Genomic DNA, 12,925 nt, shown 5'->3' with positions numbered 1-12,925 from the left:
GGTTTTCCACAGTTCAGCGGGAAAGTGCGTGAATTTCCCGTTCCACAGCAGGCCGCCGATCGCCCAGCCGAGCGCGGCCGAGACGGCGCACGGACCTCGACATCGCGCGGTCGGTGCCGAGCGAGCGAGATTGGCGGCTGCGGAGGGCGTGCGGTTCGGCACGGCGGGCGGCGTAGTAGGTCGTGAGTGTTGATCACGGTTCTCACCGCGATCAACACTCACGAGCAGCTCAACGCTCCTGCTGCGCCTGCGCGTAAGCCTCCAGAGTCGCCAACTGCGCCGCGTCCAGCGAAGGCCGCACCGCCTCGCGAGCCTTGTCCAGATGCGCCGCGGTCACCTCGCGCGCCTCCAGCGACTCGCGCATCGCCGTCAGTGCCGCCTCGCGGATCAGCGCGGCGCAGTCGGCGGCCGAGTAACCCTCCAGCGCCTCGGCGGTGGCCGCAAGGTCCACATCGGACGCCAGCGGGGTGTGCTTGGCCGTCGCGGCGAGGATCGCGGCGCGAGATTCGGCGTCCGGCGGCGGGACGTAGATCCGCCGCTCCAAGCGTCCGGGGCGCAGCAAAGCCGGGTCGACCAGTTCGGGCCGGTTCGTCGCGCCCAGCACGACGACCTCGCGCATCGGCTCCACGCCGTCCAGTTCGGTGAGCAGCGCGGCGACCACCCGGTCGGCCACGCCGGAGTCGGACGACTGGCCGCGGCGCGGGGCGAGCGCGTCGATCTCGTCGAGGAAGATCAGCGACGGGGCGGCGTCGGCCGCGCGGCGGAACAGGTCGCGGACCGCGCGTTCCGATTCGCCGACCCATTTGTCCAGCAGCTCCGCGCCCTTGATCGCGAACACGTTCAGCGCGCCGGTGCCCGCGAGCGCCCGGACGAGGAACGTCTTGCCGCCGCCGGGCGGTCCGTACAGCAGCACGCCGCGCGGCGGTTCGATGCCGAGCCGGGCGAACGAATCCGGGTAGCGCAGCGGCCACAGCACCGTTTCGGTGAGCGCTTCCTTGACCGACGTCATGTTGCCGACGTCGTCCAGGGTCAGCCCGCCGGTGGCCAGATTGTCCGAAGTGGACAGCGAGATCGGCCGGACGGTGGCCAGCGCGTCGAGCAAATCCTGCTGGGAGATCTTGGGTTCCTCGACGTCCCGCTGGCGCAGCGCGGCCCGCAACGCCGCGTCCCGGCGCAGCGCGAGCAGGTCGGCGGCGACGAAACCGGGCGTCCGTTCGGCGAGCACGCCCAGGTCGGCACCGGATTCGACCGGGACGTCGCGGAGCAGGATCCGCAGCAGTTCGACGCGCGTTTTCGCCTCCGGCAGCGGCAGCCCCAGCTCGCGGTCGAGCAGGTCGGCACCGCGCAGCCGCGGATCCACCGACTCGGCCCGCGCGGTCGTCGCCACCACAGCCAGCCCGTCTTGGCGCAGCGCGGCGCGCAGTTCTTCCAGCACCACCGTGGCCACCGGCGGCGGTTGAGTGGCCGGGAGGAGCGCGTCGATGTCGTTGATCAACAGCACGCCCGGACCGTCGCCGTCCGTGGCCCGGTCGATCGCCTCGCGCAGCGACCGGTGTGCCGCATTCGGTTCCAGCACAGCGATATTCGGCGCGGTCACCGACACCACGCGCACCTTCTCCGCCGCGGCGACCGACCGCACCAGCGTCGCCTTGCCGACGCCTTCCGGCCCGGACAGCAGCACGCCCAGATGCGCCGAGGTGCCCAGCTTCGCCAGCAGCTCCGGCCGGTGGAACGCCAGGTCGAACCACTCGGACAGCTTGCGCGCCGCGCCCTCGGCCCCGACCAGATCAGCGACCGGCACCGGCTCGTCCAGCTCTTCCTCGCGAGCCTCGGTGACGACCTCCTCGACGATCTCCGCGTCGAGATAGTCCTCGGCCGCGGTGACAGCGGTGGTGCGAACGAGTGCGGTCGCGGTGCGCACTGACGGTTCGCCAGTCGGCGCGCCAGTGCGCGCACCGTCCCGCCAGCTGACCACAGTGGACGGTCCAACCACGACAACGCCAGCCGGTTCGGTAGCCGTGACGGTCAGCAGTTCGTTGGTCCAGGTCGCCCCGATCACGCGGGACAACTGTCCGCGGACAGCGGCGACGTCCGAGCCCGGCGCGGGCGAGAGGTCTTGCGGCAACAGGGAAACCGCGTCGCCACGGGTCAAAACCTTGCCAGTGAGCGCGAGCCGCAACGTCTGCGGCGACACCGAAACCGACGCCAGCCGAGACCCGGACACCGTGACCGTGCGGGCAGCGGTGACCTCTGCCGGCGAGACCACGACCTCGCCGCCCTCCGCGACGCCGAGGTTCGACATGGTGACGTCATCGGTCAACACGACCCCCGGCGTCGCCTCCTCCGCGGCGGGCGCGGCCAGCGCGGCAGTGCGCCGCGCGCCGGTGAGGTGCACTGCGTCCCAGGCCCGCAGGCCGAGCGCGTCGAGCACTTCCGGGTGCAGCCGGACAACTCCCCGCCGCGCGTCGAGCGCGGACGGCGTGTGCCGGACGGTCAGGGTGATCTGCGGATCGCTCACGCTGCTCACCCTAATGAACCGGCGGGCGGTTGTGGGCGAACGAAAGGCCGCTCAGGGCGTCGCTGACCAGTCGCGGATCGCGGCGACGAATTCCTCGGGCGCGTCGGACTCCACGTAAAGCCCTACGCCGTCGAGACTCACGGTCTTGTGGTTCGGGAAGGACGCCTCCAGACGTTCGCGCTCGCGGGGCCGGAAACCGATCTGAGCGTTGCCCCACACGATCAGCGTCGGCAGGTCGGGAAGGCCAGCTTCGACCTCGGCGAAGAAAGCCCGGCTGGCGAGAATCCGGCCGGGGAGCACGCCGGAGGCCTGGCGTCGCTCGGGCGTGTCCATCGCGCGGCGGTAATGGGTGATCTCGGCGTCGGTCAACTTCCGCTTTCGGTGGCCCATCGGGAGAAACGCTTTGACGACGAGGTTCAGCCTGCGTGCCAGGAAGCGCATCGGAGGTCCGCCGGCGATGCGCCCGAACGCCTCGAAGTACGGATCGCCGTTGACCGGCCAGGCCCAGGCGTTGACGAGCACGAGCCGTTCGAAGACTTCCGGCAGGCGCTGTGCGGCGGCCAAGCCGATCGGGCCGCCCCAGTCCTGCCCGACCAGCGTGACCCCGCTGAGGCCGAGCGCGTCGACGAACCCGGTGACCACGTCGGCGTGCTCCTCGGGCAGGTAGCGATAGCCGGGCGTTGCCGTCGAGAGCCCGAAGCCCGGGTAGTCGAGGGCGACGCAGCGGAAGTCGTCGCGCAGGGCCCGGATCACGTCGCGCCAGAGGAACGACCAGGTCGGATTTCCGTGCAGAAGCAGCAGGGTGGGGCCGGATCCCTCGTCGACGTAATGCACGGTGTGCCCGGCAATGTCGATGAAGCGGCTCTGGAACGGGAACAGGTCGTCATCGACCCAGTCGGGCCGTGCGGTCTCAGCCATGTCGGCCCCCTCGACGCTATGCTTGAGTAAGTCAAGCGTACTTGAGATTGTCAAGCAAGGGGACCTGATGCGCGGCTACGGCCAGTACTGCGGCCTCGCCCGGTCGCTCGAAATCGTCGGCGACCGGTGGAATCTGCTCATCGTCCGCCAGCTTCTGCTCGGGCCCGCGCGCTACCGGGACCTGACCGACGGCCTCCCGGGCATCGCAACCAACTTGCTCGCCGACCGGCTCCGCGATCTGGAGACTGCGGGCGTCCTCGAACGGCGGCTGGCAGGCAAGGGCAGCGCGGTCGAATACGCCCTCACGCCGTGGGGTGCCGAGTTGCGGGAGCCGATCGAGAGCCTGATCCGCTGGTCGACCCCGTTGATGGTCCGCGGCCCCGAGGGCGACGCGTTCCGTCCGGAATGGCTCGCGCTCGCCCTTCCCGCACTGCTCGGCGCACGGGTCAAGATCCGGGCCGCGGCGACCGTCGGCGTCGAGGCCGGCGGCCCGCCCTTCCAGCTCCGCGCGACCCGGTCCGGCGTCGAGGTCGGCCCGAGGGACGGCCGCGAACTCGACGCCGCCGTCCGCGCTGATCCAGCCTGCGTCCTCGGGCTTGCCGCGGGCGCTCTCGCGCTCGACGACGCCAAGGCCCTCGGGATGATCGAAATCGACGGTGCCGAGTCTGTGGTTCGTGCCGTGTTCGCTGCTCGATAGGGCAGAACTAACGGCGGCGAATGCCGATCCGACGCCAGCTGCGCCGCCGCTGGGTCGGTCCGGAAGTGGCCGAGCTGTGGTCCCGCTCCCGCAGGTTCCGGCTCCGCACCACGTCCGAGTTCGTGCGCCGCACCGCGCGCATCGCCGCACCGGCGACGCGGCCCGAGGCCGGACGCAGCCGCAGCCGTCGGTGGCTGCGGGCTCGGCGGATCGCGCGACGCTCTCGCGGCGGCACTTCCCACGCCTCCGGGTGCGCGGCGAGCCAGCGGTGCCGGTAGACCGAATACGGGATGTGCAGCAGGTACAGCACCAGCGCGACCGCCAGTGCCGCCAGCGGGAACACGATGATCGCGGCGGCCAGCAGGCCGACGCCCACCAGCAGCGGCGCGATCGCCTTCGCCGGTGCCTTCACGGTCTTGAGCGACAGAGTCGGGATGCGGCTGATCAGCAGCGCCGCGACCGCGATCGTCCACACCAGCACCACGTACTGCTCGGACCACCAGCCCTCGCCCCACTGCAGCGTGGCGATCAGCGGCAGCATCGCGACCAGCCCGCCGGCCGGCGCGGGCACGCCGACGAAGAACTCGGCGGCGTACGGCGGCTGGTCGGTGTCGTCGAGCAGCGTGTTGAAGCGGGCGAGCCGCAGGATCATGCAGACCGCGAAGATCAGCGACGCGACCCAGCCGATGCGGTCGCCGTGCGCCTGCCAGATGTAGAGCACCAGCGCGGGCGCGACGCCGAACGAAATGCCGTCCGACAGCGAGTCGAGTTCGGCGCCCATCTTGGACGTCGCGTCGAGCAGGCGGGCGATGCGGCCGTCGAGGCTGTCGAGGACGGCGGCGATGCCGATCGAGCCGATCGCCATCGCGTAGTTGCCAGTGAGGGCGAACTGCACCGAGGAGAGACCGGCGCAGAGCGCGAGCACGGTGATCGCGTTCGGCAGCAGCCGGACGCCAGGGGTGGTCACGCGGACCATGGTCAGCTTTCTCCCAGCGCAGGAAGTTCGGCGAGCACGGTTTCGCCGCCGACGGTCCGCTGGCCCTTGGCCACCACGACCCGGCTGCCCGGCGGCAGGTAGGTGTCGACGCGCGAGCCGAAGCGGATGATGCCGTAGGTCTCGCCGGCGGACACCTTGTCGCCCTCGCGGACGTCGCACCGGATGCGGCGCGCGACCAGCCCGGCGATCTGCACGACGACGAGCTCGTGGCCGTCGACCGTGTGCAGCACCAGCGAATTGCGCTCGTTGACCTCGCTCGCCTTGTCGAGGTCCGCGGAAAGGAATTTGCCCGGCTTGTACGCGACCTTCGAGATCACGCCCGCCGCCGGCGTGCGCTGGACGTGCACGTCGTAGACGGAGAGGAACACGCTCACCCGCATCCGCGGCTCGGCGGGCAGGCCGAGCTCGGCGGGCGGAACCGCTTCTTCGATGAGCGAGACGGTGCCGTCGGCGGCCGAGATCGCGACGTTGTCCCGCAGCGGGGGCACGCGCTTCGGCTCGCGGAAGAACGCCGTCATGCCCGCCGTGGCGAGCGCGCCGGCCACGCCGAGGCGCTTGGAGAACCGGCGCGCCACGATGGTCGCGGCCAGACCGCCGAGGAGGAACGGCCGTCCTGCCGGGTGCATCGGCGGGAACGTCTCGCGGGCCAGCTGGACAGCGTGCGCGAGGGGGTTACCGGTGGGCTGGCCGCTCATGGGTCGAGTTCCCCGCTGTTCGTCTCGGTCGGTGAAAGGGTCCGATTTGGGCTTCCCCACGCTACCGCCCGCCTGCGGCGGACCCGTTGGCCCCTGGTCGTAAGGGTTGCCCCGGCGCGGGTGGGCGCGACCACAAACCGGTAACGACGCGTCGAACAATCCGATAACACCGGGTAGTTGACGCCGCTCGGGACCGGTGCCCGGGCCGACCTGGCGAGGGAGACGATGGCCGTACCCGATCTGCTCGCGCAACTGCTGCGCGCCTGGCGCCGGGATGTCCTCTCGGCACCCGTTCCCCAGCTCGTCGACCCGGTGCACGCCGCCCGGCTCGTGCGGGACGCGGCCCGGGTGCATGCGTCCCCCGACGAAGCACGCACCCGGGCGCGGAACGGATCAGTTTAGTCCGCGACCGGGGTGTTCTGACAGATCGTCGGGAAACCGTTACCAACGGTCACGATCGCGGCGGCTCGCGGTGGCGGCGCTGACCAGCCGCAACACGAGCAGCAGCACGATCGCGCCGAGGATCGCGACGCCGAAGCTCGGGAAATCGAACTCGAAGTGTTGCTGCTCACCGGTCGCGAGCCGGTAGATGAAGCCGCCGAGGGCCGCCCCGACCACGCCGACCAGCACGCTGACGAGACAGCCCTGCCGCTGCCGCTCCCGGCCGCCGACCACGAGGTTCGCGATCCAGCCGACCAGCGCGCCGAAGACGATCCACAGGATGATGCCCATGCTCGCGAGGATACCTTCGGGCTAATGCACAAGAGTTGTTGTACAACGACGTTTGTGCATCATGGAGGTCCGCGATTCCCAGGTGCTGGCCGCGATGTCGCATCCGCTGCGCCGCCGCCTGCTGGACATGCTGAAGCCCGACGGCCCGGCCAACGCGTCGGAGAAAACCGGGCAGGCGGTGGGCAATGTGAGCCATCACCTGAAGGTGCTTTCCGGGGCCGGGCTGGTGATCGAAGCGCCGGGACCGGCGGGAGCGTTGGTGACGGAATGGCGCGACGCGTGGTCTCTTCTGATGCGTGGATGCGGCTGACGCCTTCGGAATTGACTGAGCTGAATGAACGGATGACTGCGCTTTTCTCTGAATTCGGCGCCAAGGCGGCTGCTGATCCTTCTGCGGAACGGAAGCCGGTGTTCGTGTTCGGGCGTGGTTTCAGAGCTGAGCCGTGCGGGGTGCCGCGTTCCGTCTCTTGTGGACTGGACGGGACTGCGGGGCTGCGTCTGCCGGGCTAGTGCTGCGGCAGGCGGTGCGGTGTTCGCGGAAATTCGTTTCGAGCGCTGCCGCGGTGCCTCTACCGTGACGTGGTGATGGCTGAGGTGATCCTTCTCAACGGTGGGTCCAGTTCGGGGAAGTCCGGGATTGTTCGGTGTCTGCAGGCAATCCTGCCGGATCCGTGGCTGGCCTTGGGGACGGACACACTGGTTGGGGCGATGCCCGCGTCGAATGCCGGGATCGAGTTCGCTCCGGACGGACAGGTGATCGTCGGGCCGGAATTCCGAACACTGGAAGCGGCATGGATCGAGGGGGTCGCCGCGATGGCCCGTGCGGGGGCCAGGGTCGTCGTTGACGAGGTCTTCCTCGGCGGAGCGGACTCGCAGAAGCGATGGCAGAAGGCTTTGGGCGAACTGCGAGTGTTGTGGGTCGGCGTCCGATGCGACAGTGCGATTGCCGCGGGCCGTGAGGTCGCACGAGGTGATCGGGTCGCCGGCATGGCGGCGTCCCAGGCGGAGATGGTCCACCGGGGCGTGGTCTATGACCTGGAGGTGGACACCACGCGCACCGAGTCGTTGGAGTGCGCGCGGACCATCGCCGCGCATGTCGGCTGATCGGCGGCCCGGTTGCCCGCCGTTAAAGCAGCAGCACCTCGACCTCATCCCCCTCCGCAGCCGCCGAAACCTCCTCCGGCAGCACGATCAAACAATTGGCCTGCGTAAACGCCGCCAGCAAATGCGACCCCGGCCCGCCCCGAGGCCCGACAATCCCAGTCACCTCGCCAAGTACCGGCGTATAAAACCCCCGCCGGTACTGCCGTCGCCCAGCCGGTGAAGTCATGTCCTCCGTCAACCGAGCCCGCACCCGCCGCCGGTCCACGTCCGAATGGCCCATCGCTGACAGCACTGCCGGTCGCAAAAACGCCTCGAACGACACCAGCACACTCACCGGATTCCCCGGCAGCGTCACCACCGGCACGCCGTTCCACCGCCCGCACCCCTGAGGCCCACCAGGCTGCATGGCGATCTTCTGGAATTCCACGCCCTGCCCAGTCAGCGCGTCCTTCACCACCTCATACGCCCCGGCCGAAACCCCGCCAGACGTGATCAGCAGATCCGCCGACTCCAGCCGCGGCTCGATGATCTTGCGGAATTCCTCCACGTCGTCGACCACGCTGCGCACGACCTCGACCCGGCAACCGAGCCCCTGCAAAGCCGCCGCCAGCATCACGCTGTTCGATTCGTAGATTTGCCCGTGCTGCAACGGGTTCGGGGCTTCCACCAGCTCCGTGCCGGTCGACACCACCAGCACCGACAGCGGCCGGTACACCTCGAGCTCCGCCAACCCGACCGCGGCGGCGAGGCCCAGGTGCGCATGGCTCAGCACGGTGCCCGCGTGCAGCGCGACGGTCCCCTTCGTGACGTCCTCGCCGATCCGGCGGATGTGGTTGCCGGCAGCGGCCGCGCGGGAGATCCGGACTTCCGCGGTCCCGCGGTCGGTGTCCTCGACCATCACGATCGCGTCCGCGCCCGGCGGCAGCGGCGCGCCGGTCATGATCCGCTGAGCGGTACCCGATTCGAGTGGGTTGACGTCGACCCGTCCGGCCGGGATGTCGTCGGCCACCGGAAGCGTCACCGGGACCTCGGCGACGTCCGCGGCGCGCACGGCGTACCCGTCCATCGCGGAGTTGTCGAAGGGCGGCAGCGCCACGTCGGCGAGCACGTCGCGGGCCAGGACGAGCCCGGTGGCTTCGGCCACCGGAACAGTGCGGACAGGCGCGCGGCCGAGCAGTTCGGTCACGGTCTCGCGGTAGGCGTCGACGGAGATCACGCGGACCATCCTCCCTCTTGCTGCCCGTCGTGCAACACTCTCCCGGCACAAGCCGGGGAGTACGGGGAGAGTTCTGATGCAGTTTCGGGTCCGCAACCAGCCCGGGCGCGCCGCGCTCGCGAACTCCCGCTGACATGCGCGTCCACACCAGGCACACGCCGGGATTCGGCGTCGCCCGCGTGCTGCTCGCCCCCGGCGAAGCCGTGCAGGCGGCCTCGGAATCGTTGCTGGCCAGCAGCTTCAACGTGGCCGAGACGAACCAGAACCGCGGCCGCAAGGGCGGCCCTTCGGTGTTCACCGCGCCGCAGGAAGGCGGCTGGGTCGACCTGGCCCCGCTCGGGCCCGGCGACGTCTATCCGCTCGAATTGACCGGTTCCACCGGCTGGTCGGTGCACCGCGAAGGCGTCCTCGCGCGGCCGAGCACGGTCCGCGTCGACCAGAACTGGGCCCCGCTGCAGCAGTTGTTCGGCGCCGATTCCGGGTTCCTCGAGCACTACAGCGGCCGCGGCCCGCTCCTGCTCACCGCGCCCGGCCCGGTGGACTCGTTCGACCTCGGCCGCGGCGAGATCGTGACCGTGCGCCCGGACTATCTCCTCGCCTATCCCGACATCGTGCAATGCCGGTTGCGCGCGCTTGATCCGAGCGGTCCGCAGTCGCTGCGAACCGGCGAAGGACTCGTCCTCGATTTCGCCGGACCGGGCACCGTGCTCGTCCAATCGCGCAACCGGCGAGTGTCGCAGGCGTAAGGGGAATCTGCCGATTACCCCATTGCCGGGAGCGCTGATTCCGGTAGCGTGAACTCCACTTCGCACGCTGATGGACAGCGATTTCTTGTCCCGAGGGAGGCGCCGTGGCACTCGGCACCGTCAAGTGGTTCAACTCGGAAAAGGGCTACGGGTTCATCGAATCCCCCGAGGGTCCGGACGTCTTCGTCCACTATTCGGCCATCCAGGCCGACGGATTCCGCACTCTCGACGAGGGCGATCGGGTGGAGTTCGAAGTCCAGTCCGGCCGCGACGGCCGAAGCCAGGCCGCGGACGTCCGCAAGGTCTAGCGAGGCAGCTGTCCTGACCGGTTGGGCGAACCGGCAGTGGCAGCGGATACCGGCGCGTTAAGCTGCGCTGCGTGACAGGCGACGTGTCGGGGGACCTCACCGGTCGCCAGCTGGGCCACTACCGCATCGACTCGGTGCTCGGCAAGGGCGGCATGAGCGTGACCTACCAGGCCACGGACACGCGGCTCGGCCGCAAGGTGGCGCTGAAGGTCATCGGTGACCACCTCGGCGCGGACGCCGAGTTCCGCGAACGGTTCGTCGACGAGGCACGCAACACCTCCGCGATCGACCACGCCAACGTCGTGCCGTTGTACGACTTCGGCGAACTCGACGGCATGCTCTACATCGCCATGCGGATGGTCGACGGCGGCGACCTCGCCGGCCTCATGTCCGCGGGCCCGATCAGCCCGTCGCGCGCGCTCAGCCTGCTCGACCAGGTCGCCGACGCCCTAGACACGCTGCACAACCACGGCCTCGTGCACCTCGACGTCAAACCGGCCAACGTCCTCGTCACCAGCCGCGAGACCTCCCGCGAGCACGTCTACGTCGCCGACTTCGGCCTCACCCGCCGCGGCGCCACCGGCCACCGCACCCGCGGCGGCGACTTCCTCGGCTCGCCCACCTACGCCGCCCCGGAACACCTGCGCGGCGAACCGCTCGACGGCCGCACCGACCAGTACGCCCTCACCTGCGTGCTGTTCGCCTGCCTGACCGGCAACCCGCCGTTCCGCGGCGACGTCCCCGCCGTCATCAAGGGCCACCTCGGCGGCGAGCCGCCGTCGGTGGCGAGCGTGGTCGCGCTCCCGGCCGCCGTGGACGAGGTCATCCGCAAGGGCATGGCGAAAAGCCCGAACGACCGCTACCCCAACTGCGTCGCGATGATCGCCGCGGCCCGGGTGGCGCTCGGCCCGCTCGCGACCTCGGACACCCCGCCGGGCCCCGCCCGGCCGAACGGACTTCCGGAGGCGGGCATGCAGCAAGGACCTGGTGGCGCGGGCGGACCCAGTGGTCCCGGCGTTGGCGGTCCCGCCGGGCCTGGTGCCGGTGGACCGGCTGGTCCTGGCGGACCGGGCGCGCAGCCGGGAGGCCCCGGGGCTGCGGGACCGGGTCCTGGCGCTCCCGGCGTCGGTGCCCCGGGTGCGCCCGGCGGCCAGGCCGTTCCCGGCTCTTGGGCACAACCCGGCCAGCCCGGATACGCCACCCAAGGCGGCTACGGCGGCCCCGCCGGTTACGGCAACCAGCCCCCGCCCGGTTATCCAGCACAGCCCGGTCAGCCGCAGCCGGGTCAGCCGCAGCCCGGGCAACTCGGCCAACCGCAGCCAGGTCAGCCGCAGCCAGCCCAGCAGGGCTACCCCGGCCAAGCACCGGCAGGCCCCCCGCCCGGCTACGGCTACCCGGGCCAGCCAGGCCAACCGGGTCAGCAGCCTCAGCAAGGCCCCCCGCCGGGCTACGGCGGCTACCCGAACCAACCCGGCTACCCCGGTCAGCCGAACCAGCAGAACCACCCGACCCAAGCCTTCGGCGACCCGATGCGGCTGCGCCCGCCGTCCCCGGCGGGCGGCGCGGGCGCGTTCGAGAAGCAGGCCAAGAGCGGCGGCCTGAAATGGCTGTGGATCGCGCTGGGCGTGCTCGTCGTGGCCGGGCTGGTCGTCGGCGCGATCTTCCTCTTCGGCGGGGACGACAACGGCAACGGCGGGACCGCCCCGACGTCGTCCGCGCCCAACATCCCGGTCGGCCCCGGCGGCTCGAAGTCCGCCGGTCCGTCGTCGCTGCGCCCGCCGCCGTCGTCGATCCACATCCAGCCGAGCCACTGACGCGGCCGACCTGCTGCGGAAGCGCACCGACGCTGACCTGCGCTCCTTGCACTCGACCCCGGAGAGTGCTAAACACGGCATTGGCACTCGACGCCGTCGAGTGCTAGGCGAGCGGTCACCGACCGCCTGCCTGAAGGTCGGGACGGTGAGGCTGACCCACCGGTCAGTCGTCCGTCGCGGGCACCGAGCCTGGCCGAGGACGTGTCCTGCTGCCGCCGCTGGAGACAGCGCGGCGGTGGCGCCCAATACCGGAGGACCACACCGCAATGGCCAAACTGATCGCGTTCGACGAGGACGCCCGCCGCGGTCTTGAGCGCGGCTTGAACACCCTCGCCGAAGCCGTCAAGGTGACCCTCGGCCCGCGGGGCCGGAACGTCGTGCTCGAAAAGAAGTGGGGCGCGCCGACGATCACCAACGACGGTGTCTCCATCGCCAAGGAGATCGAGCTCGAGGACCCGTGGGAGAAGATCGGGGCCGAGCTCGTCAAGGAAGTTGCCAAGAAGACTGACGACGTCGCGGGCGACGGCACCACCACCGCCACCGTGCTCGCCCAGGCGCTCGTGCGCGAGGGCCTGCGCAACGTCGCGGCCGGCGCCGACCCGATCTCGCTGAAGCGCGGCATCGAGGCGGCCGTCGAGGCCATCACCGAGCAGCTGCACAAGGCCGCCGTCCAGATCGAGACCAAGGAGCAGATCGCTGCTACCGCCTCGATCTCGGCCGCTGACCGCACCATCGGCGAGCTGATCGCCGAGGCGCTGGACAAGGTCGGCAAGGAAGGCGTCGTCACCGTCGAGGAGAGCAACACCTTCGGGCTCGAGCTGGAGCTCACCGAGGGCATGCGCTTCGACAAGGGCTACGTGTCCGGTTACTTCGTGACCGACCCGGAGCGCCAGGAAGCCGAGCTGGAGGACCCGTACGTCCTGCTCTTCGGTTCCAAGATCTCCAACGTCAAGGACGTCCTGCCGCTGCTGGAGAAGGTCATCCAGTCCGGCAAGCCGCTCCTGATCATCGCCGAGGACGTCGAGGGCGAAGCCCTGGCGACCCTGGTCGTCAACAAGATCCGCGGCACCTTCAAGTTCGGAGGTGGTTCTTCTACAGGTACCGTCACTTGCGCTTCGTCCCTGTCGAAAGAGGTTTACAACCCGAAGGCCGTCATCCCTCACGCGGCGTCGCTGCATCA

The 12,925-nt window shown here is 70.3% G+C and carries 14 protein-coding genes; 8 read left to right on the top strand and 6 right to left on the bottom strand.

The features are described 5' to 3' along the window. Positions 1-229 precede the first annotated feature (229 nt). Both ACWDNU_RS42690 and ACWDNU_RS42685 read right to left on the bottom strand, forming a co-directional pair. On the bottom strand, positions 230-2,518 hold the full coding sequence (locus ACWDNU_RS42690; RefSeq protein WP_449673047.1) for an AAA family ATPase: 2,289 nt from the start codon (positions 2,516-2,518) through the stop codon (positions 230-232). A 51-nt stretch (positions 2,519-2,569) separates the two neighbouring features. Next, positions 2,570-3,436 (bottom strand): alpha/beta fold hydrolase, encoded by an 867-nt coding sequence (locus ACWDNU_RS42685; RefSeq protein ID WP_449673046.1) that lies wholly within the window; start codon positions 3,434-3,436, stop codon positions 2,570-2,572. Positions 3,437-3,503: 67 nt separating this feature from the next. Between ACWDNU_RS42685 and ACWDNU_RS42680 the strand changes: the two genes are divergently transcribed. Further along, positions 3,504-4,133: a winged helix-turn-helix transcriptional regulator gene (locus tag ACWDNU_RS42680; protein ID WP_449673045.1), complete on the top strand. Its 630-nt coding sequence runs from the start codon at positions 3,504-3,506 to the stop codon at positions 4,131-4,133. A 7-nt stretch (positions 4,134-4,140) separates the two neighbouring features. Here the strand turns inward: ACWDNU_RS42680 and pssA are convergent, their stop codons facing one another. Next, the gene (gene pssA / locus ACWDNU_RS42675; protein WP_370933753.1) at positions 4,141-5,109 is read right to left on the bottom strand and encodes a CDP-diacylglycerol--serine O-phosphatidyltransferase; all 969 of its coding nucleotides are present in this window, start codon (positions 5,107-5,109) and stop codon (positions 4,141-4,143) included. Positions 5,110-5,111: 2 nt separating this feature from the next. Then, positions 5,112-5,825, bottom strand: coding sequence for a phosphatidylserine decarboxylase (locus tag ACWDNU_RS42670; RefSeq protein ID WP_449673044.1), 714 nt, complete (start codon positions 5,823-5,825; stop codon positions 5,112-5,114). Positions 5,826-6,050: 225 nt separating this feature from the next. Between ACWDNU_RS42670 and ACWDNU_RS42665 the strand changes: the two genes are divergently transcribed. After that, entirely contained in the window at positions 6,051-6,227 is a 177-nt protein-coding gene (locus ACWDNU_RS42665) for a hypothetical protein (RefSeq protein ID WP_344264981.1), read from the top strand. Positions 6,228-6,266: 39 nt separating this feature from the next. On the opposite strand, the gene ACWDNU_RS42660 is transcribed toward ACWDNU_RS42665, so the two are convergent. After that, the gene (locus ACWDNU_RS42660) at positions 6,267-6,557 is read right to left on the bottom strand and encodes a GlsB/YeaQ/YmgE family stress response membrane protein (protein ID WP_037807900.1); all 291 of its coding nucleotides are present in this window, start codon (positions 6,555-6,557) and stop codon (positions 6,267-6,269) included. 61 nt (positions 6,558-6,618) lie between these two features. On the opposite strand from ACWDNU_RS42660, the gene ACWDNU_RS42655 reads away from it, so the two are divergent. Then, positions 6,619-6,867, top strand: coding sequence for an ArsR/SmtB family transcription factor (locus ACWDNU_RS42655; protein WP_449673043.1), 249 nt, complete (start codon positions 6,619-6,621; stop codon positions 6,865-6,867). 275 nt (positions 6,868-7,142) lie between these two features. Further along, the gene (gene cpt, locus ACWDNU_RS42650) at positions 7,143-7,661 is read left to right on the top strand and encodes a chloramphenicol phosphotransferase CPT (protein ID WP_449673042.1); all 519 of its coding nucleotides are present in this window, start codon (positions 7,143-7,145) and stop codon (positions 7,659-7,661) included. Between the two features lie 22 nt (positions 7,662-7,683). Here the strand turns inward: cpt and moeA are convergent, their stop codons facing one another. Then, a complete protein-coding gene (moeA, locus tag ACWDNU_RS42645; protein ID WP_449673041.1) occupies positions 7,684-8,877 on the bottom strand; it encodes a molybdopterin molybdotransferase MoeA in 1,194 nt (397 codons plus the stop codon). 134 nt (positions 8,878-9,011) lie between these two features. Between moeA and ACWDNU_RS42640 the strand changes: the two genes are divergently transcribed. The 4 genes from ACWDNU_RS42640 to groEL all read left to right on the top strand — a co-directional run. Next, on the top strand, positions 9,012-9,623 hold the full coding sequence (locus ACWDNU_RS42640) for an AIM24 family protein (RefSeq protein WP_449673040.1): 612 nt from the start codon (positions 9,012-9,014) through the stop codon (positions 9,621-9,623). Between the two features lie 104 nt (positions 9,624-9,727). Next, on the top strand, positions 9,728-9,931 hold the full coding sequence (locus ACWDNU_RS42635; RefSeq protein WP_370933759.1) for a cold-shock protein: 204 nt from the start codon (positions 9,728-9,730) through the stop codon (positions 9,929-9,931). Between the two features lie 71 nt (positions 9,932-10,002). Beyond that, positions 10,003-11,745, top strand: a complete 1,743-nt coding sequence (locus ACWDNU_RS42630) for a serine/threonine-protein kinase (protein ID WP_449673039.1) — start codon at positions 10,003-10,005, stop codon at positions 11,743-11,745. 266 nt (positions 11,746-12,011) lie between these two features. Next, positions 12,012-12,925: chaperonin GroEL (gene groEL / locus ACWDNU_RS42625; protein ID WP_449673038.1), on the top strand; the 914-nt coding region annotated here is incomplete at its 3' end.

This window comes from Amycolatopsis sp. NPDC003676 (assembly GCF_053587275.1).
Note: the sequence above shows the minus strand (reverse complement) of the source record. Positions and strands in the feature narration are given on the sequence as shown.